The organism is Albidovulum salinarum (assembly GCF_025673475.1).
Taxonomy (GTDB): domain Bacteria; phylum Pseudomonadota; class Alphaproteobacteria; order Rhodobacterales; family Rhodobacteraceae; genus Albidovulum; species Albidovulum salinarum.
The window spans coordinates 1-23,557 of sequence record NZ_JAOVQO010000030.1; the positions used below are offsets into that span (position 1 = coordinate 1).

Here is a 23,557-nt window from a genome sequence, read left to right on the forward strand (position 1 = left end):
ACATGCATGGCGGCAACGGCATCCAGGAAGAATTCCAGGTCATGCGCCATGCGATGAACCTCGAGACCGTCAACACCTACGAAGGCACGCACGATGTCCACGCCCTCATCCTCGGGCGCGCGATCACCGGGCTGCAGGCCTTCTATTGAAGCTGGGCGCCGCAAGATGCCGCTGAACGGAGGACCCGTGCGTGGAGCTTAAGAGGAACCTTGTCGGCGGGAACTGGGTCGAGGGCGAAGATGCCACCGAAAACCGCAACCCGTCGAACCTGGCAGATGTCGTCGGGCTCTATGCCCGCGCCTCGGCCGATCAGGTCGCGGATGCCGCAGCGGCGGCGCGGGCCGCGCTTCCGGTCTGGGCCGGGGCGAGCCCGCAGATCCGCGCCGATCTCCTTGATAAGGTGGGCGCCGAAATTCTCACCCGGAAGGACGAGATCGGCCGCATCCTGGCGCGCGAGGAGGGCAAGACGCTGCCCGAGGCGATCGGAGAGACCGTGCGCGCGGCGCAGATCTTCCGCTTCTTCGCGGGCGAGGCGATCCGGGTGGCGGGCGATGCCGTCGCCTCGGTGCGCCCGGATGTGGATGTAGAGGTGATGCGCGAGCCGGTCGGTGCGGTCGGGCTGGTGACACCCTGGAACTTCCCGATCGCGATACCGGCGTGGAAGATCGCGCCGGCCCTGGCTTACGGCAACACGGTCCTCTTCAAGCCTGCCGACCTTACGCCGGGTTCGGCGCATCTCCTGGCGGAGATCATCCATGCGGCGGGCGCTCCGGCGGGGGTCTTCAATCTCGTGATGGGGCGCGGTTCGGTCGTCGGCGATGCCATCGTGAGGCATCCCGAGATCGACGCGGTGTCCTTCACCGGCTCGGTCCCGGTCGGACGGGCGTTGGCGGTCGAGGCGGCGCGCGGGCTGAAGAAGGTCCAGATCGAGATGGGCGGCAAGAACCCGATGGTGGTGATGGACGACGCCGACCTCGATCTCGCGGTCAATGCCTGCCTGAACGGTGCCTTCTTCTCGACCGGGCAGCGCTGCACCGCCTCGTCGCGGCTGATCGTGCATGAGGCGGTTCACGACGAATTCGCGGAAAGACTCTCGGAGGCGATGATGGCGCTTCGGGTGGGCGACGCGCTCGACCCCGAAACCCAGATCGGCCCTGTCGTGTCGGCGAGCCAACTCGACAGCAATCTTGGCTATGTCGAGATCGCCCGATCGGAAGGCGCCACCGTTATCGGCGGCGAACGGCTGGACGGCCCGGCGGACGGCTTTTACCAGCAGCCCGCGCTCTTTGTCGGCGCAACCAACGCCATGCGCACCAGCCGCGAGGAGATCTTCGGCCCCTGCGCAAGCGTCATCAGGGTCGGGGATTTCGACGAGGCGCTGGCGGTGGCGAACGACACCGAATTCGGCCTCTCGTCGGGCATCTGCACGTCGAGCCTGAAACATGCGCGCGCGTTCCGGCGCGGGTCGGCTTCGGGCATGGTGATGGTCAACCTGCCGACCGCGGGCGTCGACTATCACGTTCCGTTCGGCGGCCGGAAAGGATCGTCCTACGGGCCGCGCGAACAGGGCCGCTATGCGGCGGAGTTCTACACGGCAGTCAAGACCTCCTACAGTTTCTCGGGGTGACAACGATGGCGAAGGACGCAATCCTGGCGATCAATCCGGGCACGACGACGACCCGCTGCGCGCTCTACGGCATCGACGAAGGCGGCTTGCGGCTGATCGCGGAGCAGAATCTCGATCATGACGAGGGGCGGATGGCCGGGTTCGCCGGCATCGCCGACCAGCTCGATTACCGCGATGGCTGTGTCCTCGCCTTCCTGCGCGAAGCACTGGGAACGCATCGACTGGTCGCCGTGGCCGGGCGCGGCGGGATGCTTACGCCGGTGCCGTCGGGCGTGATCGCGGTCAACGAGGAGCTTGTCGATTTCGCCCTGTTCCGGCCGGTCTACAACCACGCGAGCAATCTCGGCGCGCCGCTCGCCGACCGCATCGCGCGCCGGTACGGCGTGCCCGCTTTCGTCGTCGATCCGGTCAGCGTAGACGAACTGCCCCCCGTCGCGCGGGTGTCGGGCTTCGAGGAATTGCCGCGGTTCAGCTTCGTCCATGCGCTCAATGTCCGCGCCTGCGGGCGTAGGCTCGCCGCCGAGCTGGGCAAGCCCTTCGAAGAGTTGCGTGCAGTCGTGGCGCATCTCGGCGCCGGGTTCTCGATCGCGGCGCTGATCGGCGGCAAGATCGTCGACAGTTCCAACCGCATGGAGATCTCGCCCTTCTCGCCGGAACGCGCGGGCGGCCTGCCGCCGCTGCCGCTGATCGAGCTTTGCTATTCCGGCAAGTATTCCAAGCAGGACCTCCTGGCCAGGCTCTACGGGAAGGGCGGCGTCTACGGCTATCTCGGCACCAAGGACATCCGCAAGGTCGAGGCGATGATCGAGGCGGGCGACGAACGCGCCCGGCTTGTCCACGACGCGATGCTCTATCAGACCGCCAAGGCGATCGGGGCGATGGCCGCGGTTGCCGAGTTCGATCTGGACGGGATCGTGCTGACCGGCGGCCTCGCCAACAGTTCGCGGGTCGCGCGGGTTCTCACGCGCAAGGCGGAACGCATTGCCCCGGTGCATGTCTACGCCGGCAGCGACGAATGTCTCGCGCTGGCGGAAGGCGCATTCCGGGCGGTCTCGGGGCACGAGACGCCGATGCAATGGCCGGTCGCGATGCCGGCGGAGGTCGTCTGATGCCGGTTCGGAGCTTCGACGAACTGCGGGGCCGGGCGCGCGACCTCGGTCCGGTGCGGCTTGCAGTTGCGGGCGGCAACGATGCCAGCGTACTCGAGGCGATCATTCAGGCGGTAGGGGAAGGTCTCGTCTCGGCCGTTCAGGTGACGGGCGACGCGTCTGCGATCGGGGCCGCCCTGCCGGCGGCACTTCACCCCGTCGTGCAGTGCGTCGAGGCCAGCGATGCCGCCGATTGCGCAACAAAGGCGGTCGCGGCGGTGCGTGAGGATCGGGCGGATGTGCTGATGAAGGGGCATGTCGACAGCACCGCCTATCTCCGGGCGATCGTCAGCCGCGACACCGGCATTCGCGCCGGCGGTGTCCTGTCGAACGTGACGGTGGCCGCGATGCCATCCTGGCCGAAGCTGATCGCGGCGACCGACAACGGCATCCTTCCCGCACCCGACCTGGACCAGAAGCGGCAGATCGTCCTGAACACGGCGGCCCTGTTCCGGGGGCTCGGCGTGAGCCCGGTGAAGGTGGCGGCGGTGGCAGCGACCGAGAAGGTGTCGGCGGCGCTGCCCGCCACGGTGGACGCGGCGGCGCTCGCCAAAGAGAGCCGGGCGGGAAATCTGCCGGGCTTCGTGATCGACGGTCCTTTCGGCTACGATGTCGCCGTCAGCCGCGACGCGGCGCGGGCGAAGGGGCTGGACGGCTCCCCGGTCGCCGGCGACGCGGACCTTCTTCTCTTCCCGACGATCGAGGCGGCGAATGCGGTGGCGAAATCCTGGAAGTTCCATGGCCAGGCGGAAACCGGGTCGATCGTTCTTGGCGCGAGGGTTCCGGTCATGCTGAACTCGCGCTCTGACAGCGCGGCGCGGCGCATCAACGCGCTCATCCTGGCGATGTTGGCAAGAAATTCGGGCGGAGGAACGACATGACGGTCCAGACGGTTGGAGTGATCGGTGCCGGGCAGATGGGCAACGGCATCGCCCATGTCTTCGCCGCCGCCGGCTATGACGTGGTGCTGAACGACATCTCCGCCGAAGCGCTCGCCGCCGCGATGGCGAAGATCGAGACGAACACCGCGCGCCAGGTGAGCAAGGGCCAGCTTGACGCTGAAGCGCGCGACGCGGCTCTGGCGCGCATCCGCACCACAACCGATCTGGGCGAGCTTGGCGGCGGCGATCTGATCATCGAGGCCGCGACCGAGCGGGAGGAGGTGAAGCACAGGATCTTCGCGGCGCTCCAGCCTTCGCTCGGGCCCGGAACGATCCTGACCTCCAACACCTCGTCGATCTCGATCACCCGGCTCGCCGCGCGGACCGACCGGCCGGACCGCTTCATGGGCTTCCATTTCATGAACCCGGTGCCGCTGATGAAGCTGGTCGAGCTGATCCGGGGCATCGCGACCTCTGAGGAAACCTACCGGGAGCTCAAGACCATCGTCGGCCGGCTGGGCAAGACCGCCGCCAGCGCCGAAGACTATCCCGCCTTCATCGTCAACCGAGTCCTGATCCCGATGATCAACGAGGCGGTCTATGTGCTTTACGAGGGTGTCGGCAGTGTCGCCAGCATCGACGCGTCGATGAAGCTCGGCGCCAACCACCCGATGGGCCCGCTCGAACTGGGCGACTTCATCGGGCTCGACACCTGCCTCTCGATCATGAACGTGCTGCGCGACGGGCTTGCCGATACCAAGTACCGGCCTTGTCCGCTGCTGGTGAAATATGTCGAGGCCGGCTGGCTCGGCCGCAAGTCGGGGCGCGGGTTCTACGACTATCGCAGCGGCAACCCTGAGCCGACGAGATAGGGTGCCTCACCCGTCGCGCCGGCTCTCTTCGTGCCGGCGCTGGAAATCCGAGGGCGTCAGCCCGAACTTCGCCTTGAAGAGCCGCGCGAACTGCGCCTGATCGGAGAAGCCGAACCGATAGGCGATCTCGGCGATCTTGACCCCATTGGCCGCCTCGAGCCGGTCGCGCGCGGCGATCAGCCGCTGGTCGCGGATCTGCTGGGACACGGTGCCGTTCACGTCCTTGAACAGATCGTGCAGGTAGCGCTTGGAGATGCCGCATCCCTCGGCGATCAGGTCCGGCGACAGGCCGGGTTCCTTGAGATTGGCGCGGATGAACCGCTCCACCCGGCCCAGATGGGCCGCGCGCACCGACGAGACGCCGCTTTCGGCCGCGTCCGATCCGCCGTCAAGCGCGAGGCCGAGCAGTTCCAGCAACTGCCGCCCGATCGTCTCCGCCGCCGAGGCGCCGATCTCGGCGATCTGGCCTTGCGCATGACCGACCATCGTGGCGAACAGGCTCGCGGTTCCGGAAGTCGCGTCGATGACCCGGGCGCAGTGCCGATCCGGTTGCCGCACGCGCTCGGACAGTGCCGACCTGCCGACCTTGAGCACGAAGAGGTCGTTGGGCTTCTCGTACATGAAGCGATAGGGTTCATCCCCGCGCTCCAGGATGAAGCCGCCGGGGTCGCAGCGCACGTCCTTGCCGAGTTGCCGGAACTCGACCGACGAGGCGCGCGGGATGGTGACCAAGTACTCCTCTTCGCGCGCCTCGCTGATGTGGCTGCGCCGCCGCTCGTAGTTCACCGGATCGGAGGTGAGACGGGACAGGCCGACATGGCCGAGCGGCGTGCGCGTCAGCCGCCCGTTGAATTCCAGCGGGTTCCGGAAGTGGAGCTGCAACGGAAAATAGGCATCGGCAATGACCGCGTTCCATTGGCTGGAACGGTCCTGCTGGGGCGTCTGCGCCGTGGAGAAGCGCAGCTGCGACGTCATTCCCTTCCTCCTCCGATCGAGAGCGGCACAACAAACTTACGTTGCGGCGGCCGTGGCGCAAAGAAAATTTCGCGGGACTGCGCGGAGGCGCAAACTGTTATGCGCTCTGCGTCAAGACCGCGCTCGACCGGCGCGGCAGTCTGATCCCACAAGATCGACGTGCAGGAGGAGCATGCCGGATCGGGGGATGTCAGCTTGGCCCTGATTCCGCGCGCCCTTTGCACAAACGCAAAGGACAACGACCATGGCTCAGAGAGATGTCGACCCGATCACCCTGTCGGTGGTGCGCGGGGTTCTGGAGACGACGCAGCGCGAGATGACGCTGGCGCTCGAAAAGACCGCGCGGAGTTCGGTGTTCAACCTCGCGCACGACTACTCCACGGCGCTCTTCAACCACACGCCCGAGATGATCCTTCAGGGCCAGGACATCCCGATCCATCTCGGCAGCCTGATCCCGGCGATGAAGGCGGTCGACCGGTTCTTCGGCGGCGACATCCATGAAGGCGACCTGATCCTGCACAACGACCCGGACTATGCCGGTAGCCACATCATCGACACCTGCATGTATTACCCGGTCTTCTACCACGGCGAGCTGGTGTTCTGGACGGTCTGCAAGGGCCACCTGACCGATATCGGCGGCCCGGTTCCGGCCGGCTACAACCCCGAGGCCAAGGAGATCTACGCCGAGGGTCTGCGCATTCCCCCGATCAAGATCTGGGACAAGGGCGTGCCGCGCAAGGACATCATGAACATGCTCCTGACCAACATGCGCGCCCGCCGCGACCAGGAAGGGGATTTCAACGCGCTGATCGGCGCCTGTCAGGTCGGCGCCCGCAACCTGATCGCGCTGATGGACAAGTACGGGAAGGAGACGGTGCAGGACTGCATCGAGGAACTCCTGTCGATGGCCAACCGGCACATGAACAGCCTGATCGCGAAGGTTCCTGACGGCACCTACAAGGGCACGGCGGTTCTGGAGGATGCGGGCCACGGCTTCGGCGATTTCGACATCACCGCGACCGTCACGATCAAGGGCGAGAGCTGCCACATTGAGATCGCGAGCCCGCCGCAGATCCCCTATTTCATCAATTCCTACGAGGGGAACAGCTATTCCGGCGTCTATCTCGGCCTGATGATGTTCGCGCAGTTGCCGCCGCCCTACAACGAGGGGCTTTACCGCAACGTGACGGTGGACATGGGGCCGAAGGGCACGCTCTGCAACGCCAAGCCCCCGGCGCCGCACATGAACTGCACCACGACGCCGATGGAGACGTTGACCGACGCGGTGCGGCTCGCCTTCGAGCAGGCGGCGCCCGACAAGGTCTCGGCAAGCTGGGGTCACGCCAACGGCTGCAACATCGCCGGCTGGGACACCCGCCACGACGAGGAATACGTGACGATGGTGCTGGCCTCGATCATCTCCGGGGCGGGGGCCACCAACAGCCAGGACGGCTGGCATGTCAGGGGGCCGGAATGCTGCTTCGGCGCGCTCACCTCGGGCGATATCGAGATGCTGGAGCATTCCTACCCGATCATCATCCACCGCTACTCGATGATGACCGACTCGGGCGGAGCCGGGAAGTTCCGCGGCGGATCGGGCGCCTGCTGGGAGGTCGAGCCGCTCGACAAGCCGATGACGCTGATCACCTTCGGCGAAGGCCGCCGCATCCCGGCGATGGGCGCGGGCGGCGCGCGCTCGACGATGATCGAGCCAAAGGTCGGACGGCTCGAGATCACCCGGAACGGCAAGACCGAGATCATCACCGACAACGTGATCGAGACCATCCACCCCGGCGAACGCGCCGCGAACAAGAACCCCGGCGGCGGCGGCTTCGGCAACCCGTTCGAACGTGACGTGCTGAAGGTGGTCGAGGACATCCGCGACGGGCTCGTCTCGGTCGAGGGCGCGCGGCTCGACTACGGCGTCATCATCTCCGACCCCGAAACGCTGACCGTGGACGAAGCCGCCACGGCCAGGGCCCGCGCGGCCGCCTGAAGCCCCTGACAGGAAAGGACAAGACCATGCGTACCCAATATCGTCTGGGCATCGACGCCGGCGGCACGTTCACCGATTTCATCCTGGCCGACAAGGATGGCGGGGTGCAGATCTTCAAGGTCCTCTCGACCCCGAACGAGCCGACCAAGGCGATCCGCAACGGCCTCGCGCTCATCACCGAGGAGACCGGGATCACGGCCGAAGAGATCGTGTCGAACTCCGATCTCTGCATCAACGGCACGACGGTGGGGCTGAACGCCCTGATCACGCACAACGGCGCCAAGACCGGCCTGATCGCAACAAGGGGGCACGAGGATTCCATCGAGATCCGGCTCGGCCACAAGGAGGACGGCTATCGCTACGATCCCGACTATCCGCCGGCGACGATGCTGGTACCGCGCCACCTGCGCCGCGGCGTGTCGGAGCGCGTGATCTCCGATGGCTCGGTCAAGACGCCGATGAACGAGGACGACGTCCGCGACGCCTGCCGCTATTTCATCGCCGAGGGCGTGGAATCGGTGGCCATCAGCTTCGTCTGGTCGGTCCTGCATCCCGAGCACGAGAACCGCGCCGCCGAGATCGTGCGCGAGATGATGCCGGGCGTGCGGCTGACGGTGGGCTCGCAGCTTTACCCGCAGGTGCGGGAATACACGCGGACCTCGACCGCCATCGTGAACGCCTATCTCGCGCCGATCCTGCAACGCTATGTCGACGCGATCGACGCCTATTTCCGCGAGCTCGGCTCGAAGCATCCGGTGCGCTACTTCCAGTCGAACGGCGGGCTGGCGCTCGGCAAGGTCGTGTCGGACCAGTCGGTCTACGCGATCAATTCCGGCCCGGCCTCGGCGCCGCAGGCCGCGCTCGACGTGGCGGCGCCCTGGGGCGACAAGAACATCATCACCTGCGACATGGGCGGCACCTCCTTCGACATCACGCTGACGAAGGACGGCAAGGCCAACGTCAACAAGAACATCGACTTCCTGCGCTACCGCATCGGCATCCCGATGATCCAGGTGGAGACGCTCGGCGCCGGCGGCGGCTCGATCGGCTGGATCGACTCGATGGGGCTGATGCAGATGGGGCCGCAATCGGCGGGTTCCGAGCCCGGCCCGGCCTGCTACGGCCAGGGCGGCGAGGAGCCGACCACGACCGACGCCAATCTGGTCCTCGGCTATCTGAATGCCGATGGCCTGGTCGGCGGGCGCCTGCCGCTCGACGTGGACAAGGCTCGCAAGGCGATCAAGACGCGCCTCGCCGACCCCCTCGGCATCTCGGTCGAAAAGGCCGCCTACGGCATGTTCACCATCGTCAACAACAACATGGTCAACGCCATCCGCCGCGTCTCAGTCGAACGCGGCTACGACCCGCGCGACTTCGTGCTGATGGGCGCGGGCGGGGCGACGGGCGCGCATATCACGGCGCTCGCACGCGAGATGGGCATTCACAAGGTGCTGGTCTCCAAGCTCGCCTCGGGGCTCTGCGCTTACGGGCAGATCATCTCGGACGTGAAGTACAATTACATGGCGCCGGCGCCGTTGCGGCTTGAAGGCGCCACGGCGGCGAAGACACTCGACGACCTCTTCAACGGGCTCGAGGCGCGCGGCCGCGAGGATCTCGCCGACGACGGGTTCAGCGAGGAGCGCATCTCGATCCGCCGCTCGCTCGATATGCGCTATGTCGGCCAGGTCCACGAATGCACGGTCGAAATCGATCCGTTCGAGGTGACCGAAGCGTCGCTCGGGCAGATAAGGGCGGCGTTCCATGCGCGTCACAAGGAGCTTTACACCTATGACGAGCCGCACAGCGCGGTCGAGGTGGTCAATGTCGAAAGCACCATCGCCGGGCATGTGGACAAGCCCCAAAGGATGAAGATCGCCGCCGGGAAGGGCGCGGAAAGCGCGCTGAAGGGCACCCGCCCGATGGTCTTCTCGACCGAGGGCACGGCCCATGCGACGCCGGTCTATGACGGCTCGGCGCTCGGGGCAGGCGATACGCTCGCGGGCCCGGCGGTGATCGAGGAGGTCACCACCACCATCGTCATCGAGCCAGGCTGGAAAGTGACGCTCCACGACAGCGGCGTCTACCTGCTGACCAACGGCGCGCTCGTCTCCGCCGCCAAGCCGCGCAGGGAAAAAGCGCTGGTCGAGGCGTGATCCGGTGGCTGGCCTCGTGCGACATGACGGGCCCTCCCTCGCGACCGATGGGGTGACGGTGGCCTTCGGCGGGTTCAAGGCCCTGACCGATGTCTCCCTCGCCGTCACCCCAGGCGCGGTGCACGGGCTGATCGGGCCGAACGGCGCGGGAAAGACGACGCTCGTCAATGTGCTGACCGGGTTCCAGGCGCCGACGCGCGGGGCCGTGACACTGAACGGCCGCGATGTCGGCGCGCTCTCGGCGCATGAGCTGCGCCGCGCCGGGGTCGCGCGGACGTTCCAGGCGGGGCGGCTCTTCTGCGGGCTCGACGTCCTCGACAACCTCGCGGTGACGGGCGTCGGCCTCGGCCATACGCGCCGCGCCGCGGAGGCCGAGGCGTTCCGGCTTCTCGACTGGATGGGCGTCCCGCATCTGGCTGAAAGGCCGGCGGCGGGTCTGCCCTATACCGACGAACGCCGCGTCGGCATCGCCCGCGCGCTGATGTTCGCGCCCGCCTTCCTGCTGCTCGACGAACCGGCCGCCGGCATGTCGGAGGCCGAGGCCGCCGACCTCGCGGCGCTGATCGTGCGTGTGGCGGCGGACCTGAACACCGGCGTTCTCCTGATCGAGCACAATGTCGGACTCGTGCTCTCGGTCTCGCACCACATCTACGTGCTCGATGCCGGCCAGGTCATCGAGGAGGGCGACCGCGATGTAATCGTCGCCAGCAAACCGGTGCGCGACGCCTATTTCGGCGCCGATCAGGAGGCCGCGTGATGTCTAGGCTTGGCGTTTTCGATGTCTCGGTCCGCTATGGCAAGGTGCCGGCGCTGACGGATGTCACGCTCCACATCGGCGAGGGTGAGCGGATCTTCATCTCCGGCCCGAACGGTGCCGGCAAGTCCTCGCTTCTTAAGGCGATCAGCGGCGCGGTGCCGACCGCGCAGGGACGGATCGAGCTCGACGGCGACCTCCTGACCGGGCGGCCGCCCGAGGCGGTCGCGCGGCTCGGCCTCAGCATGGTGCCCGAGGGGCGCGAGATCTTCGGCCGCCTCACGGTCGAGGAGAACCTGCGCGTCGGCACCGGCATCCGGCGCGACGCCGATGCGGTCGAGGGCGACATCGCCGAGATCTACCGCGCCTTCCCGATACTAGCGGAGCGCCGCCATGCAAGCGCCGGGGCGCTGTCCGGCGGCCAGCAGCAGATGCTGGCGATCGGGCGGGCGCTGATGACCAATCCCAAGCTGATGATGGTGGACGAACCATCGCTCGGCCTCGCGCCGAAGATCGTCGACCAGGTCTACGACACGCTGGTGGCGTTGCAGGAGGAACGCGGCCTCACGCTTCTGATCGTGGAGCAGAGCTCGGTCCGGGCGGGGCGCGTCGGCGGGCGGATGATCCTCCTGCGCGGCGGCCAGGTCGTGGGCGAGGGCGATGCGGCGGCGTTCGCCGACAAGGACGCGCTGACGGAGGCGTATTTCGGCAAGACAGGGAAGGAGGCGGCGGAATGAACACGGCAGCCCAGCTTTTCTTCGACGCGGCCTCGCTCGGCGGCATCTATGCCATGGCGGCCCTGGGAATCGCGCTGATCTTCGGGGTGATGAACCTCGTGAACTTCGCGCATGGCCAGTACATCGCCTTCTGCGTCTTCGCGCTGATCGTGCCCTCGACCGACGCGGTGGCGGTGATGTTCCTCGGCCGCGCGCCGGCCTTCCTGCTGATCCCGCTTCTGCTCGCCGTCGGCGCGGCGGCGGCGGTCGCGTCCGAATACGCGGTCTTCCGGCACCTGCGGAAGGCGACGCCGGTCGCGATGATGATCTCGTCCTTCGCGCTCGGCTTCGTGATCCAGAACGCGCTTCTGGCGACATATGGCGGGCGCCCGAAGGCGATCAGCCTCTGGCCCGAACTCAACACGCCGGTGACCGTCATGGGGGCGAGCGTGCCGCTTCTCCAGCTCATCGTGATCCTGGCGACGCTGACCGTCGTGGCGGGGCTCGCGCTTCTCCTCAAGAAGACGCGGATCGGGCTCGAGATGCGCGCGGCGGCCGAGAACTTCACCATGGCCCGGCTGCTCGGCGTGCGCGCGAACGTCGTGATCACCGGGGCCTTCGCTTTGTCGGGCGCGCTCGCCGCCGCCGTGGCGCTGATCATGGCGACGCAGACCGGCGTGGCCGATGTGCGGATGGGCGGGCAGATCATGCTCGTGGCCTTCATCGCGACAGTGATCGGCGGCCTGGGCTCGCTACCCGGCGCGGTCGCTGCCGGGTTCCTGATCGGGGCGGTCTCGGTCCTCCTGCAAGCCTACCTGCCGCTCGACGCGCGGCCCTTCCGGGACGCCTTCCTCTACACGCTCGTCATCGTCAGCCTGCTGGTGCGCCCGCAGGGCCTGTTCGTGCCGAGCTCAGCCAAGCCGAGGGTCTGACCGATGCCGGGCAAGCACATGCAAAACCGTCTCCTCGCCCATTCGACGCCGCTGATCCTGGCGTTGATCCTTCTGGCCTTCGTGGCCGGGGTCGCGCTGACGGGCGACAGGGCGCTGGCGCGCATGGCCGCCGAGACCCTGGTTCGCGTCACGCTGGTGGTGGGCTTGTGGATCTTCGTCGGCAATTCCGGCGTGATCAGCTTCGGCCATGCCGGGTACATGGCGACCGGCGCCTATTGCTCGGCCTGGCTGACGCTGAAGCCGCAGGCCAAGGCGCTGTTCCTGCCCGACCTTCCGGTCTGGCTCGCAAATGCCGAATGGCACGTCTTCCCGGCCGCCATCGCATCGGGTTTCTTGGCGGCTTTCGTCGCGCTGATCTCCGGGGCCGCGATCCTGCGGCTGACCGGCATCGCCGCCTCGATCGCGACCTTCGCGTTCCTCGCCATCGTCTACACGGTCTATTCCAACTGGGAAGGCGTGACCGGGGCGACATCCTCGGTCGTCGGGCTTACGCGCTATGTCGGGCCGTGGGTGGCGCTGGCGTGGGCGGTCGCGGCGATCGTCGCGGCCAATCTCTACGCCAATTCCGCCTCGGGCCTTGCGCTTCGGGCCACCCGCGAGGACGAGGTCGCCGCCCGCGCCTCGGGCATTGACCAGTACCGCCACCGCCTGTTGTCGCTCGTGATCAGCGGCTTCTTCACCGGCGTCGCCGGGGCGCTCTTCGGCCACTCACTCGGCGTCCTCAACCCCGACAGTTTCTACCTCGGCATCACCTTCATCGCGCTGGCGATGCTCGTGGTCGGCGGCATCGGCAGCCTGTCGGGCGCGGTCACGGGCGTGCTGGTCCTGTCACTGCTGATCGAGGCGCTGGTGCGGCTCGAACAGGGGATCACGATCGGCGAAGCGGCCCTCGCGCTCCCGAGTGGCGCGCAGGAGATCCTGATCGGCATCGTCATGATCCTCGTGCTGATCCTGCGCCCCGCCGGCCTGACCGGAGGCGCCGAGTTTCGCCTTCGGGCGCGCACGCCCCGGCTTTCCTTCGACCAAGAACAAACGACCACCAACTGAGGAGATACCCCATGCATCGCTTGCTGATTGCCTCGACACTTGCGCTGGGCGCTGCCGCGCCCGCAATCGCGGCCGACGACATAACCATCGGCTTCGCCATCGCGACATCCGGCTGGATGGAAGCCTACGACACCCCGGCCGCCACCGCCGCCAAGATCCGCATCGACGAGATCAACGCGAATGGCGGGCTCCTGGGCCGCCAGATCGCCTGGGTCGAGGCCGACACCAAGACCGACCGCGCCCAATCGGCCAAGGCGGGGCTCCAGGTGCTCGACGAGGGCGCCGACATGATGGTCGTCAGCTGCGACTACGATTTCGGCGCGCCCGCCGCGCTCGCCGCGGAATCGGCCGGCATCAACTCGTTCTTCCTCTGCGCCGAGGACGTCAAGGCCGGCATCCAGGGCGTCGGGCCGAACAGTTTCTCAGGTTCCGTCCTCGCCGCCGTTCAGGGCGCCACGATGGCCGAGTGGAGCCACGTCAGGCGCGAGGCGCGGACGGGCTATGTGCTGCTCGACACCACGATCGAGTACAACAAGGGCATATGCACCGGCTTCGACTGGATGTTCCCGCAGCTCGACGGCACCGAGATCGTGGGCCGCGACACGTTCAAGAACGACGACGCCTCGATCGCGAGCCAGATCACCCGGATCAAGGCGCTGCCCGAGGAGCCGGACGTGATCATGCTCTGCTCCTACATCCCCGGCGCGGCCTCGGCGGTGCGCCAGATCCGGGCGGCGGGTATCACCTCGCTGATCCTGAACGGCTCGGCCGTCGACGGCTCCTACTGGCTCGACGCGACGCCGGGGCTTTCGGGCTTCGTCGTGCCGGTCCAGGGCTCTATCTACGGCGACGACCCGCGCCCCGAGGTCGAAGCCTTCAACGTCGCCTATGAGAAGGCCAGCGGCAGCCGCCCGGCGAGCCAGTACGCCTATCCCGGCTACATCCTGATCGACCTCTGGGCGAAGGCGGTCGAGCGCGCCGGGTCGCTCGACGGGGCGGCAGTGACGGCCGAGCTGGAAAAGATGAAGGGCGAGGCGACCGCGTTCGGCGCGCGCAGCTTCAGCGGCGAGCTGCATCACCAGAACTCCGCCGAGATGCAGATCGTCGAGATCAGCGACGGCAAACCCGCCGTGGTGGACAGCTGGACGATCAGCGAGCCGGTGCCGCTGCAGCAGCTTCTGAACTGAGGGCGATCGCCGGGCGTTTTGCGGAACTCGCGCTTGAGGCGCGAGTTCCCGTTTCGCCACAGGCGCAAGGCCGCGTGAACGATCTCGGCGGCGCCGAGGGTGGAGACGCGGTCTTTCCGTGCGATCGGATGAGGGTCTCGGCGATTTGGCGGTCCGCGTTTCGTGAGGCGATGCGCTCGCCAAAATCCGGAAGCGCCGCATCGAGGGCATGCCGTCACCAAGACGCGAGACAATACGTCAGCATTGAAACTCCGCAAGCAAGTTATGCGCAGGCAAGGCCCCGGCAATTGCTATGCAACGGACAAGCTGAGGTTCTACGGTACTGCCTTGAAGGATCTGGATGTCGCCGACCGGTGGGCAACTGGTCGCTGGCTCAACAGGCGAGCCGTATAGTCCCACCCGGCATTCCGACGGCGACACCGAGCAAAGCTCCGCTTCCGGCGCCTGCGACGCCCCGGGGAAGTTCGCCGCCGCCCATTCCGGCCTGAAGGATCGGCGCATGGCAGCGGAACAGGCCGCGAGGCGGCGTCCGCGAAGCGACCTCGCGGGCATTCAGTCGCGGCTCTTCTCCGCCTCCAGCAGCATGTCGATCATCTTCGTGGAATGGGCGAAGGCCGCGCCGGCCCGCATCTCGGCCGCCACCCAGACCGCTTCCATCAGCTGCTCCGGCGTCGCGCCTTCCCGCCGCGCCGCCTTCACATGCCCCTCGATGCACCAGGGACACTGGGTGACATGCGCGACCGCCACCGCGATCAGCTGCTTGGTCCGGCGGTCGAGCGCGCCCTCGGCGAAGACCGCCGCGCTGAAATCGCGGAAGGCGTCGTCAGGCGCCGGGGCCAGGTCATGGCGCCGCTCGGCATGGCGGAGGCTCGCCTTCGGGATCCGCAACTCGGTCATCGCCTATCTCCCCAGATCCGGGCGCCCGGCATCGGGCGCCGACAGTGCACTCTCGAAGCGCGGGAACAGCACCTCGTTCTCGAGCCGGATATGCGCCTCGAGATCGGCGAGGAACGCCCTCAGCCCGTCATAGAGCGCTCGCCAGGTCCGGCAGGCGCCGTCGGGCGGGGCAAGATCGCCGGTCAGGGCCAGGATGGCCGCCGTGTCGGCGGCGTGGCCGTCATGGTCGGCGCGCATCGCCGCGAGCGGAGCCACGATCCCCTCGACCCGGCCGGCACGCAGCGCCGGAAAGAGGATCCGTTCCTCCTTCTGCATGTGCAGGTCGAGCGTTCCGACCATCGTCTCGAGGTACCGGCTCAGCCCTTCGGGCACATCCGGATCGCCGAAATGCACCGTCTCAACCTTCCGGGCCTGCTCGGCCAGATCGGGCAGCTGGCGGCGATGGGTCTCGTGATACCGGTGGATGATATGGTCGATCAGCGGGCCGGTCTCGGTGGGCACTTGGTCGGGCATGGCGATCCTTTCGTTCCGATGTCGTGCGGCGCGCTTGCGCGATGCGGGGGCGGGCGGCGACTCACCGAAATCGGTATTTGCAATGCTGATTAGAACAGGTTAATACGCATTGTAAATACCGAATTGGATCTCCCATGCGCCTGACCGCCTTCACCGACTACGGATTGCGCGCCCTGATGCGCATGGCGTCGGAACCCGACCGCGCCTTTTCGACGGCCGAACTCGCCGATTTCTTCGCGGTCTCGCGCCATCATCTGACCAAGATCATGGCGACTCTGGCGACGCAGGGCATCGTCGTCACCCGCCGAGGTGCGGGGGGCGGCGCGATGCTGGCCCGGCCGGCGCCGGAGATCCGGCTGGGCGATGTCGTTCGCATTCTCGAACAGGGGCAGGCGCTGGTCGAATGTTTCGCGCCGGAGGGCGGCAATTGCACCATCAGGGGTTGCTGCCGTCTCAGGGTGCGGCTCCGCGCGGCTGAGGAGGCGTTCCTCGCCGCACTCAACCGCTCGACCCTGGCGGATTGCGCGCTGCCGCCTGACTCGGTCCCGGCCTTGTCGGAGGCGTCGGGGCGCGGCTGGCCTGACTGAGGAGGCGGCAATGACCGGGCCCGACCGACGACGGGGATTGCGCACCGCGATCGCGGCGTTGGTCGCGCCCGAGATCCGGGCCTGGAACGGAGAGAGGCCGCTGCCGGTCGTGTTCTGGCTCTACGGCGTCGCCGCGAGTGTCGTGCTCGGAACGCTCTATGCGACCAGCGTCTTTCTCGAACAGCATCGCCTCGAGCAGGGGCTGCTCCTCCTTTTCGCTGCCTACTCGATCTGGCTGCCGGTTTCGATCTGGCGCAGCGCGCTCCGCAGCACCAGCCCGTGGGCCGTGCCGGCGCGCTGGCTCAGCCTTGCCTGGGGTGCGAACGCGTTCCTCCTGCTCGGTTTCCGGCAACTCGACCTGATCGCGCGATGCCTCGCAGGATAGCGGTCCGGCGGCGTCTCTGTCGCGCCGATCGGGCGGCCGCCGCTACGCGGCCGACCCGGCCCGGGTTCGGGTGGTCCTGATGTAGTTGACCGCGGCGCCAAAGGTCCCCAGCGTCTCGACGACATCGTCTGGGATCTCGATGCCGAACTGGTCCTCGAATGCGATCAGCAACTCGACCGTCTCGAGGCTGCCCGCACCGAGGTCATCCACGAACCGTGTGACAGGCGCGATGCTCCGGGGATCGGCATCGAGGATCTCCGCGGTGATCGCCCGAAGGCGGTGTTCCGTGTCAGGCATTGGCAGCTCCGGGCTTGTGAACGTCAGGCGGCGCAGCGGGGCCCGGAAAGGGTATCATCATGACGCGGGATCGACGAACGGGAAATTGGAGGTACGCGGATCGTGTCAGGTGCTTCCGAGCGCGATGCCGCCCGCGCCGCCTGTACGCGTTCAAGCAGCCGGGCAATCGCTCAGGTTGTCTGGGGCTCAACCCCTGCACCCGGTGGTCCGGACCGACGATGAGCCGGTCTGGATCCGCCGCCCGGACCTTGGGATGTATTCGCAGGGCTTGAAGCTGCCGAGGCTGTTGAGTCTTCGGGCGAAGCTGTCGGCGGCGATGACGTCCCGGAGCGGTGCGCGCCGCTGCTTGCCGGTGGTGACCGATGCTCTTCTAAGGCCTGATACCGGCCGTCCCGAGGAGTTGATCTCGTAGATTGGAGGATGACTTGGGACTGCGAAAGTTCAGCCCGGCCTCAAGATGTCTCAGATGTTCGTCCGTCAGTTCCACCAGTTGCTCGGCGTCGCCCGCCTCCAGCGCATCGACGATCCGGTCGTGCTCGTCCTCTGCACAGTGCGATCCGCCCGACCTCGCGTAGAGGCCGAGAATGAGCGTGGTTCGCATCGTTAGCTCGGACAGGAACCGCTCCAGCACTTTGTTCCCGGCGATCCCGGCAAGGTACATGTGGAACTGGCGAGATAGCCGCAGTTCGGCGGGCTTGTCGCCGGATCTGCGCGCCCGCGTCTCTTCCACTATGTTCCGACGCAGACAGGCAACATCCTCACTCGAGGCGTTTCCGGCCGCATGCCGCGCAATTGTCCTTTCCAGCGCGCGCCTGGCCTGAAAGATGTCCTGCGCCTCCTTCGGGGAGGGGGTGATGACAAAGGCGCCGCGGTTCGGGCGCAACTCCACCACATGTTGAGCCGCCAGCGATGCCAGAGCGCGCCTCACGTTGGCGCGGTTGCAGTCGAACAGGTCGCTTAGAGTCTGCTCTCCCAGCTTCGCACCGGCTGGCAGCCGTTGCTCGGCGATCGCATCGAGAACGGCGGCGACGATCGTGTCTTCGGGCGAGTCGCTCATCCTTTTCCCTGCCAACGTTGCATCCGAGCGAGAACTTAGGGACCGCCCAAGGCCTTGACAATGCGCGCGAAGATTATGTTGCATTGTTATCAATTATTGTTAACAATTAATGTTAACAAAATGAGAGGGAACCTGATGAACATCCTGGTGGTCAACCCGAATTCGACCGAGTCGATGACCCGCAAGATCATCGAGACCGCAAGCCGCGTGGCGAGTTCCGGCGTTACCGTGACCGGCGCCACCGCGGCAGGCGCGCCGGCCAGCATCGAAGGCCATTTCGACGAGGCGATGTCGGTTCCCGCGCTGCTGTCCTGCGTAAGGCAGGCGGAGGAGCATGGCGTGGACGGGATCGTCGTCGCCTGTTTCGATGACCCGGGCATCGGCGCCTGCCGCGAGATCGCGTCGGGGCCAGTCCTTGGCATCTGCGAGGCCGCGGTGAAGGCCGCGAGCATGCTCGCGACCTCGTTCACGGTGGTCACGACCCTGCCGCGCTCGGTTCCCGTGATCGAGCGGCTGGTCCACGGCTACGGCCTGTCGCACCAGTGCCGCCGCGTACGGTCGGCGGAGATTCCGGTCCTGGCCCTGGAGGAGCCGGGCTCCAACGCCCGCGAGAAGATCCGCGAGGAGATCCTGCGCGCCATCGAGGAGGACCGCTGCGAGGCCGTGGTGCTCGGCTGCGCCGGCATGGCGGACCTGACCGCCTGGCTGAGCGAGGAAACCGGAATTCCGGTCATCGACGGCGTGAGCGTCGCGACACGGATGATCGAGGCGCTGGTCGGCTGCGGCCTGAAGACCAGCAAGATCAATGCCTATGCCCGCCCAAACATGAAGTAGTCTGACGACGGAGGAGAGAATGACTGCGACCCAAGCTGCGACGGATCCGGGACTGCCACTGCCCGACGATCACGTCACCCATATCGAGCACAAGGCGATCGGGGAGGAGAGCCTCGCCCCGCAGGAAACCCGGATCATGGACCCCTGGTCCTACCTGTTCGCATGGCTCGGCGGCTGCGTGTCCATCGGCACGTTCACCATCGGATCGGGCCTTGTCGGCACGCTGAACCTCTTGCAGACCTTCGTGGCCATCGCGACCGGCTGCACGGTGATCGGCCTTGCGCTGATGATCAACGGTCAGGCGGGCCACAAGTACGGCATCCCGTTCATGGTGCAGGCGCGATCGGCCTTCGGTTTCACCGGCACCCGCATCCCGGCGCTGGTGCGCTCGGTTCCCGCCATCGTCTGGTTCGGCTTCCAGAGCTGGATCGGCGCCGGGGCGCTCAACCTCGTATCGGCGACGCTTTTTGGCTACGACAACATCGTGGTCTTCTTCATCGGCTTCCAGTTCCTGCAGATCGGCCTCTCGGTTCTGGGCTTCCACGGGATCAAGTGGCTGGAGAACATCGGCTCGGTCTTCATCATCGGCTCGCTGATCTACATGTTCTTCAGCGTGATCAGCAAATACGGCGAGGAGATCTCGGCCAACCTCGTGAACGTCGAGGGCACCTGGGGCGCGCCGTTCTGGGGGGCGACCATGCTCTTCCTCGGCATCTACTCGACGATGATGCTGAACGTGTCCGACTATTCGCGTGAACTGCGCCGCAACGTCGGACCGGTGCGCCAGGTCGTGATCTACGCCAACTCGATCCTTCCGGCGACGCTGTTCATGGGCCTCATCGGCCTCATGGTCTCCGGGGCGACGGGCGAAGTCGATCCTATCAAGGTGTTCTCGAGCGCAGTCGACAACAAGCCGCTCCTCGTGATCACGCTTCTCTTCATCGCCTTCGCCCAGGTCACGACGAACATCCTCAACAACGTCGTGCCGCCGGCCTATGCGCTGATGGACGTGTTCAAGATCAAGTTCCGCACCTCGGCAGTGATCGTCGGCCTTCTCGCCTTCGCGACCTTCCCGTGGGAACTCGTGAAAGACGAATCCGCGGCTGGCCTCAGCCTCTTCATCCAGACCTATTCCGCGTTCCTCGGCCCGATCTTCGCGATCCTTGTCGTCGACTACTTCGTGCTGCGCCGGCAGGTTCTGGACCTCGACAAGCTCTACGATCCCGAGGGGCCCTACAGCGGCATCAACTGGGCCGCCGTGATCGCGATGGCGATCGGCGTTGTCGCCGCACTGACCTTCTCGAGCGTGTCGTGGTATGCGAGCCTGTTGCCCGCCGGCATCGCCTACTACGTCCTGATGAAGTCGCTGCCGAGTGCGCAGCGGTTCTTGGACCGGTAAGCTTCGGATCTCCGGACATGCGGGTCCGCCGAAAGGCGGACCCTTCTGCTGTCTCGGTGACCCGAGCGGCGTGAAGACGGCAAGGTGCACGCTGGCGCAACTCGGCATCCCGGACCTCGGAACGGAGCGAGGTCCCGGCGCGCTCCGGGATACCCTCGCCGATCATGTGCGGTTCTTGCCGATGCTGTACCCGAAATGACGCGTGAACGCCTTGCCGAGGGCGGCGGCGTCGGAAAAGCCGCAGCGCAGGGCGATCTCGCGCTGGCTGAGATCGGTGTTCACGGCGAGGTCCCGGGCGCGCGAGAGGCGCAGGAACTGGTGGTAGCGGCCGGGCGGCATTCCGAGTTCGGAGAGGAACAGCCGGTTCAGCGTCCGCGGCGTCAGGTTGGCCTTCGCGGCCAATGCCTCGAGCGGCACCGGCGCCTCGATCGTCTCGATCATGTGGTTGAGCACCCGCCGCAGCGCCGCCGATCCCTTGCCCGACAGCCGGTTCGGACCGCGCCCGGCGCTGCCCTGCCGCTCGGCGTCGAGGACGAACATCGTCGAGACGTCAAAGGCGAGCGCCGGGCCGAAGCGCTCGCCGATGAAGGCGAGCATCAGGTCGAGCGCCGTCGACGCTCCGCCGCAGGTCCAGACCCGGCCCTCCTTGACGAAGCGCGCATAGGACAGTTGCGTGTCGGGGAAGGTCTCCGCAAAATCGGACAGTACCTGCCAGTGCAGCGTCGCCGTCCGCCCCGCGAGCAGTCCCGCCTCGGCCAGGAGCCAGGCCGCGGTATCGGCGCCGAGAATGAGATCCGCCTGCCGGCCGAGCCGCACGAGCAGCGCCGACGAGGCTTTGGTGGCATGCTCCCGGAACCCGTAGCCGGAGATGACGATCATGAGGTCCGCGCGTCCGACACCGGCCAGCGGCCGGTCCGGCGCGATGCTGAGCCCGCTCGAGCTGATCGCGGGCCGGTCGCCCGGCGTGATCACCGACCAGGTGATGCCGCCGCGGACCTGGTCACGCACGGCGCGCAGAGGCTCCAGGAGGCAGGCAAGAACCATGTTCGAAAAGCCGTCGAACAGAAGGATCGTGACGTTGAGGGGCTTCATTTGGCACTATCGGAAAATTTATTGTCACTATCGGACAGATCAGGCGACGGAAGCAAGCCTAATGTCCCGCTCCAGCAACGGCGTCGGACTCGCCGTCGGATCATCGAAGAGGCGCGGCGTTGGGCAGATTTCTCTGGCAGGCGGAACCGGAACGGGCGGCGGCGGCGTCGATCACCCGCTTCACGCGCGAGGTGGCCGCCACCGGACGCGAGGTCGCGGCCTATCCCGACCTCCATCGCTGGTCGGTCGAGTGCCCCGAGGAGTTCTGGCCGCTCGCCTGGGACTTCTGCGGCCTCGTCGGCACCCGAGGCGGCACCGCCGTCGAACGCGCCGAGGATCCGCTCGGCTGGCGCTTCTTTCCCGGCGCAAAGCTGAACGTCGTCGAGACGCTCCTGAACCACGCCGATGACCGCGCGGCCCTCGTCGCCGTCTCCGAGGCGGGCGACCGCACGGTCCTGACCCGCGCCGAACTCAAGGCCGAGGTCGCCCGGCTCGCCGCCGCGCTCCGCGCCGCGGGGGTCGGGCGCGGCGACCATGTCGCGGGCTTCCTGCCGAACGCGGCCGGGGCGGTCACCTGCATGCTGGCGACGGCCTGGGTCGGGGCGGTCTGGTCCTCCTGCTCGCCCGAATTCGGCGCCGATGTCGTCGTCGACCGCTTCGGCCAGATCGCGCCGAAGGTGCTCTTCGGCGTCACCGGCTACCGCTACGGCGGCAAGGACTACAACGTGGCGCCGGTCCTCTCGGAGATCGCCCGTCGCATCCCCTCGCTCGCCCATGTCGTCACGCTCGACCGCGCCGAGGCGCCGGATGGCATGGTGGCCTACGCGGCCTTCCTCGGTGCCGGCGCCGAACCCGGCGCGCCGGAGCCGCTCGGCTTTTCCGATCCGCTCTACGTCCTCTTCTCCTCCGGCACGACCGGCAGGCCGAAATGCATCGAACATGCCGGCGGCGGCGCGCTCCTGCGGCAGATGGTGGAGCACCAGCTCCACGCCGACCTCCGCCCCGGCGACGTGATGTTCTATTACTCCACGACGAGCTGGATGATGTGGAACTGGCTCGTCGCCGGGCTCGCCTCCGAGGCGGTGATCGTGCTCTATGACGGCAACCCGATGCATCCCGGCCAGGACCGGCTCTTCGATCTGGCCGCGGCCGAGCAGATCACCCATTTCGGCGTCTCCGCCAAGTATATCGACGCGACCGCCAAGGCCGGCCTCAAGCCCGCCGCGAGCCACGACCTCTCCGCGCTGCGCGTCGTCTGGTCGACCGGCTCGCCGCTCTCGACGGCGGGCAGCGAGCATGTCTACGCCGACTGGAAGCCCGACGTTCAGCTCTCCTCGATCTGCGGCGGCACCGACATCCTCGGCGCCTTCATCGGCGGCGCGCCGACCCTGCCGGTCCATGCCGGCGAGATCCCGGGCCCGACGCTCGGCCTCGACGCGGCGGTGGTCGACGAGGCCGGGCAGGAGGTCCTGGACGCGCCGGGCGAGCTCGTCTGCCGCCAGCCGCATCCCTCGATGCCGACCCGGTTCCTGAACGATCCCGGCAAGGCGCGCTACCGCGCCTCCTACTACGACAGGTTCCCCGCCTTCTGGCGCCAGGGCGACTTCGCCATCCGCCGCGCGACCGGCGGGTTCGAGGTGCTCGGCCGCTCCGACGCCACGCTCAATCCCGGCGGCGTCCGGATCGGCACCGCCGAGATCTACCGCCAGACCGACGCGATCCCCGGCATCGCCGATGCCGTCGTGGTCGGCCAGAGCCATGACAACGACGTCCGCGTCGTGCTCTTCGTCGTGCCGGCCGAGGGTGCCCGGCTCGACGACGCGCTCCGCTCCGAGATCAGGGCGCGGATCCGCCAGCACGCCTCGCCCCGCCATGTCCCGGCCGTGATCCTCGACGTGCCCGAGATCCCGCGCACCCGCTCCGGCAAGATCGCCGAGCTCGCGGTGCGCGATGCCGTCAACAACCAGCCGGTGCGCGACCTCGGCGGACTGGCCAACCCGCAATCCCTCGACGCCTTCAGGAACCGGCCCGAACTGGCCGCCTGACCCAGAAAGAACGGAGATTCCGATGCCGCTTTCCATGAACCGCGACGTTTTCATCACCTGTGCCGTGACCGGATCGGGCGGCACCCAGGACCGCAGCCCGCATGTGCCGCGCTCGCCCGCCGAGATCGCGAAATCGGCGATC

The 23,557-nt window shown here is 67.2% G+C and carries 24 protein-coding genes; 18 read left to right on the top strand and 6 right to left on the bottom strand.

The annotated features are described in order from the left end of the window. The 5 genes from OEZ60_RS20790 to OEZ60_RS20810 all read left to right on the top strand — a co-directional run. Window positions 1–149: acyl-CoA dehydrogenase family protein (locus tag OEZ60_RS20790; RefSeq protein WP_411709829.1), on the top strand; the 149-nt coding region annotated here is incomplete at its 5' end. Window positions 150–190: 41 nt separating this feature from the next. Next, the gene (locus OEZ60_RS20795; RefSeq protein WP_263340533.1) at window positions 191–1,627 is read left to right on the top strand and encodes an aldehyde dehydrogenase family protein; all 1,437 of its coding nucleotides are present in this window, start codon (window positions 191–193) and stop codon (window positions 1,625–1,627) included. Between the two features lie 5 nt (window positions 1,628–1,632). Next, window positions 1,633–2,736, top strand: a complete 1,104-nt coding sequence (buk, locus tag OEZ60_RS20800) for a butyrate kinase (RefSeq protein ID WP_263340535.1) — start codon at window positions 1,633–1,635, stop codon at window positions 2,734–2,736. Continuing rightward, the gene (locus OEZ60_RS20805) at window positions 2,736–3,656 is read left to right on the top strand and encodes a phosphate acyltransferase (protein WP_263340537.1); all 921 of its coding nucleotides are present in this window, start codon (window positions 2,736–2,738) and stop codon (window positions 3,654–3,656) included. The genes buk and OEZ60_RS20805 overlap by 1 nt, the downstream gene beginning before the upstream one ends. Further along, window positions 3,653–4,528, top strand: a complete 876-nt coding sequence (locus tag OEZ60_RS20810; RefSeq protein WP_263340540.1) for a 3-hydroxybutyryl-CoA dehydrogenase — start codon at window positions 3,653–3,655, stop codon at window positions 4,526–4,528. Before OEZ60_RS20805 ends, OEZ60_RS20810 begins: the two co-directional genes overlap by 4 nt. A gap of 6 nt (window positions 4,529–4,534) precedes the next feature. Here the strand turns inward: OEZ60_RS20810 and OEZ60_RS20815 are convergent, their stop codons facing one another. Beyond that, the gene (locus OEZ60_RS20815) at window positions 4,535–5,503 is read right to left on the bottom strand and encodes an AraC-like ligand-binding domain-containing protein (RefSeq protein ID WP_263340541.1); all 969 of its coding nucleotides are present in this window, start codon (window positions 5,501–5,503) and stop codon (window positions 4,535–4,537) included. A 244-nt stretch (window positions 5,504–5,747) separates the two neighbouring features. Between OEZ60_RS20815 and capB the strand changes: the two genes are divergently transcribed. Genes capB through OEZ60_RS20850 form a run of 7 tightly spaced genes read left to right on the top strand, consistent with a single transcriptional unit; the run spans window position 5,748 to window position 14,309 of the window. Further along, a complete protein-coding gene (capB, locus tag OEZ60_RS20820; RefSeq protein WP_263340543.1) occupies window positions 5,748–7,499 on the top strand; it encodes a caprolactamase subunit beta in 1,752 nt (583 codons plus the stop codon). Between the two features lie 26 nt (window positions 7,500–7,525). Then, on the top strand, window positions 7,526–9,652 hold the full coding sequence (gene capA, locus OEZ60_RS20825) for a caprolactamase subunit alpha (RefSeq protein WP_263340545.1): 2,127 nt from the start codon (window positions 7,526–7,528) through the stop codon (window positions 9,650–9,652). Window positions 9,653–9,656: 4 nt separating this feature from the next. Then, on the top strand, window positions 9,657–10,409 hold the full coding sequence (locus tag OEZ60_RS20830; RefSeq protein WP_263340546.1) for an ABC transporter ATP-binding protein: 753 nt from the start codon (window positions 9,657–9,659) through the stop codon (window positions 10,407–10,409). Further along, window positions 10,409–11,143 (top strand): ABC transporter ATP-binding protein, encoded by a 735-nt coding sequence (locus tag OEZ60_RS20835; RefSeq protein ID WP_263340547.1) that lies wholly within the window; start codon window positions 10,409–10,411, stop codon window positions 11,141–11,143. The genes OEZ60_RS20830 and OEZ60_RS20835 overlap by 1 nt, the downstream gene beginning before the upstream one ends. After that, window positions 11,140–12,054: a branched-chain amino acid ABC transporter permease gene (locus OEZ60_RS20840; protein ID WP_263340548.1), complete on the top strand. Its 915-nt coding sequence runs from the start codon at window positions 11,140–11,142 to the stop codon at window positions 12,052–12,054. Before OEZ60_RS20835 ends, OEZ60_RS20840 begins: the two co-directional genes overlap by 4 nt. A gap of 18 nt (window positions 12,055–12,072) precedes the next feature. After that, the gene (locus OEZ60_RS20845) at window positions 12,073–13,122 is read left to right on the top strand and encodes a branched-chain amino acid ABC transporter permease (RefSeq protein WP_263340550.1); all 1,050 of its coding nucleotides are present in this window, start codon (window positions 12,073–12,075) and stop codon (window positions 13,120–13,122) included. Window positions 13,123–13,133: 11 nt separating this feature from the next. Continuing rightward, window positions 13,134–14,309 carry an ABC transporter substrate-binding protein gene (locus tag OEZ60_RS20850; protein WP_263340552.1) on the top strand — a complete coding sequence of 392 codons (1,176 nt, stop codon included), beginning with the start codon at window positions 13,134–13,136 and terminating at the stop codon, window positions 14,307–14,309. A gap of 552 nt (window positions 14,310–14,861) precedes the next feature. On the opposite strand, the gene OEZ60_RS20855 is transcribed toward OEZ60_RS20850, so the two are convergent. Both OEZ60_RS20855 and OEZ60_RS20860 read right to left on the bottom strand, forming a co-directional pair. Further along, window positions 14,862–15,206 (bottom strand): carboxymuconolactone decarboxylase family protein, encoded by a 345-nt coding sequence (locus OEZ60_RS20855; RefSeq protein WP_263340554.1) that lies wholly within the window; start codon window positions 15,204–15,206, stop codon window positions 14,862–14,864. Window positions 15,207–15,209: 3 nt separating this feature from the next. Then, window positions 15,210–15,719 (bottom strand): hemerythrin domain-containing protein, encoded by a 510-nt coding sequence (locus tag OEZ60_RS20860; protein ID WP_263340555.1) that lies wholly within the window; start codon window positions 15,717–15,719, stop codon window positions 15,210–15,212. A gap of 134 nt (window positions 15,720–15,853) precedes the next feature. Here OEZ60_RS20860 and OEZ60_RS20865 point away from each other — a divergent pair, with 134 nt between their 5' ends. Both OEZ60_RS20865 and OEZ60_RS20870 read left to right on the top strand, forming a co-directional pair. Then, window positions 15,854–16,306, top strand: coding sequence for an RrF2 family transcriptional regulator (locus OEZ60_RS20865; RefSeq protein WP_263340558.1), 453 nt, complete (start codon window positions 15,854–15,856; stop codon window positions 16,304–16,306). A 10-nt stretch (window positions 16,307–16,316) separates the two neighbouring features. Beyond that, on the top strand, window positions 16,317–16,691 hold the full coding sequence (locus OEZ60_RS20870; RefSeq protein ID WP_263340560.1) for a hypothetical protein: 375 nt from the start codon (window positions 16,317–16,319) through the stop codon (window positions 16,689–16,691). A gap of 42 nt (window positions 16,692–16,733) precedes the next feature. Here OEZ60_RS20870 and acpP read toward each other — a convergent pair whose 3' ends face one another. Continuing rightward, the gene (gene acpP, locus OEZ60_RS20875) at window positions 16,734–16,988 is read right to left on the bottom strand and encodes an acyl carrier protein (protein WP_263340562.1); all 255 of its coding nucleotides are present in this window, start codon (window positions 16,986–16,988) and stop codon (window positions 16,734–16,736) included. Between the two features lie 370 nt (window positions 16,989–17,358). Then, window positions 17,359–18,045, bottom strand: a complete 687-nt coding sequence (locus OEZ60_RS20880; RefSeq protein ID WP_263340564.1) for a GntR family transcriptional regulator — start codon at window positions 18,043–18,045, stop codon at window positions 17,359–17,361. Between the two features lie 135 nt (window positions 18,046–18,180). On the opposite strand from OEZ60_RS20880, the gene OEZ60_RS20885 reads away from it, so the two are divergent. Together OEZ60_RS20885 and OEZ60_RS20890 are read left to right on the top strand one after the other, a co-directional pair. Then, the gene (locus OEZ60_RS20885) at window positions 18,181–18,879 is read left to right on the top strand and encodes an aspartate/glutamate racemase family protein (RefSeq protein WP_263340567.1); all 699 of its coding nucleotides are present in this window, start codon (window positions 18,181–18,183) and stop codon (window positions 18,877–18,879) included. 19 nt (window positions 18,880–18,898) lie between these two features. Continuing rightward, window positions 18,899–20,278 (top strand): NCS1 family transporter, encoded by a 1,380-nt coding sequence (locus OEZ60_RS20890; RefSeq protein WP_263340569.1) that lies wholly within the window; start codon window positions 18,899–18,901, stop codon window positions 20,276–20,278. A 162-nt stretch (window positions 20,279–20,440) separates the two neighbouring features. On the opposite strand, the gene OEZ60_RS20895 is transcribed toward OEZ60_RS20890, so the two are convergent. Further along, the gene (locus OEZ60_RS20895; RefSeq protein WP_263340571.1) at window positions 20,441–21,370 is read right to left on the bottom strand and encodes a GlxA family transcriptional regulator; all 930 of its coding nucleotides are present in this window, start codon (window positions 21,368–21,370) and stop codon (window positions 20,441–20,443) included. 119 nt (window positions 21,371–21,489) lie between these two features. Here OEZ60_RS20895 and OEZ60_RS20900 point away from each other — a divergent pair, with 119 nt between their 5' ends. Together OEZ60_RS20900 and OEZ60_RS20905 are read left to right on the top strand one after the other, a co-directional pair. Further along, the gene (locus OEZ60_RS20900; protein WP_263340573.1) at window positions 21,490–23,415 is read left to right on the top strand and encodes an acetoacetate--CoA ligase; all 1,926 of its coding nucleotides are present in this window, start codon (window positions 21,490–21,492) and stop codon (window positions 23,413–23,415) included. Between the two features lie 22 nt (window positions 23,416–23,437). Further along, on the top strand, window positions 23,438–23,557 hold a 120-nt coding region (locus OEZ60_RS20905), incomplete at its 3' end, for a 3-keto-5-aminohexanoate cleavage protein (protein ID WP_263340530.1).

Excerpts from the sequence above, each read along its gene's own strand:
- OEZ60_RS20850 (WP_263340552.1), top strand. The coding sequence starts at position 13,134 with ATGCATCGCTTGCTGATTGCCTCGACACTTGCGCTGGGCGCTGCCGCG.
- capB (WP_263340543.1), top strand. The coding sequence starts at position 5,748 with ATGGCTCAGAGAGATGTCGACCCGATCACCCTGTCGGTGGTGCGCGGG.
- capA (WP_263340545.1), top strand. The coding sequence starts at position 7,526 with ATGCGTACCCAATATCGTCTGGGCATCGACGCCGGCGGCACGTTCACC.
- OEZ60_RS20805 (WP_263340537.1), top strand. The coding sequence starts at position 2,736 with ATGCCGGTTCGGAGCTTCGACGAACTGCGGGGCCGGGCGCGCGACCTC.
- OEZ60_RS20845 (WP_263340550.1), top strand. The coding sequence starts at position 12,073 with ATGCAAAACCGTCTCCTCGCCCATTCGACGCCGCTGATCCTGGCGTTG.
- OEZ60_RS20860 (WP_263340555.1), bottom strand. The coding sequence starts at position 15,719 with ATGCCCGACCAAGTGCCCACCGAGACCGGCCCGCTGATCGACCATATC.
- OEZ60_RS20840 (WP_263340548.1), top strand. The coding sequence starts at position 11,140 with ATGAACACGGCAGCCCAGCTTTTCTTCGACGCGGCCTCGCTCGGCGGC.
- buk (WP_263340535.1), top strand. The coding sequence starts at position 1,633 with ATGGCGAAGGACGCAATCCTGGCGATCAATCCGGGCACGACGACGACC.
- OEZ60_RS20870 (WP_263340560.1), top strand. The coding sequence starts at position 16,317 with ATGACCGGGCCCGACCGACGACGGGGATTGCGCACCGCGATCGCGGCG.
- OEZ60_RS20885 (WP_263340567.1), top strand. The coding sequence starts at position 18,181 with ATGAACATCCTGGTGGTCAACCCGAATTCGACCGAGTCGATGACCCGC.
- OEZ60_RS20810 (WP_263340540.1), top strand. The coding sequence starts at position 3,653 with ATGACGGTCCAGACGGTTGGAGTGATCGGTGCCGGGCAGATGGGCAAC.
- OEZ60_RS20835 (WP_263340547.1), top strand. The coding sequence starts at position 10,409 with ATGTCTAGGCTTGGCGTTTTCGATGTCTCGGTCCGCTATGGCAAGGTG.
- OEZ60_RS20880 (WP_263340564.1), bottom strand. The coding sequence starts at position 18,045 with ATGAGCGACTCGCCCGAAGACACGATCGTCGCCGCCGTTCTCGATGCG.
- acpP (WP_263340562.1), bottom strand. The coding sequence starts at position 16,988 with ATGCCTGACACGGAACACCGCCTTCGGGCGATCACCGCGGAGATCCTC.
- OEZ60_RS20815 (WP_263340541.1), bottom strand. The coding sequence starts at position 5,503 with ATGACGTCGCAGCTGCGCTTCTCCACGGCGCAGACGCCCCAGCAGGAC.
- OEZ60_RS20895 (WP_263340571.1), bottom strand. The coding sequence starts at position 21,370 with ATGAAGCCCCTCAACGTCACGATCCTTCTGTTCGACGGCTTTTCGAAC.
- OEZ60_RS20865 (WP_263340558.1), top strand. The coding sequence starts at position 15,854 with ATGCGCCTGACCGCCTTCACCGACTACGGATTGCGCGCCCTGATGCGC.
- OEZ60_RS20890 (WP_263340569.1), top strand. The coding sequence starts at position 18,899 with ATGACTGCGACCCAAGCTGCGACGGATCCGGGACTGCCACTGCCCGAC.
- OEZ60_RS20855 (WP_263340554.1), bottom strand. The coding sequence starts at position 15,206 with ATGACCGAGTTGCGGATCCCGAAGGCGAGCCTCCGCCATGCCGAGCGG.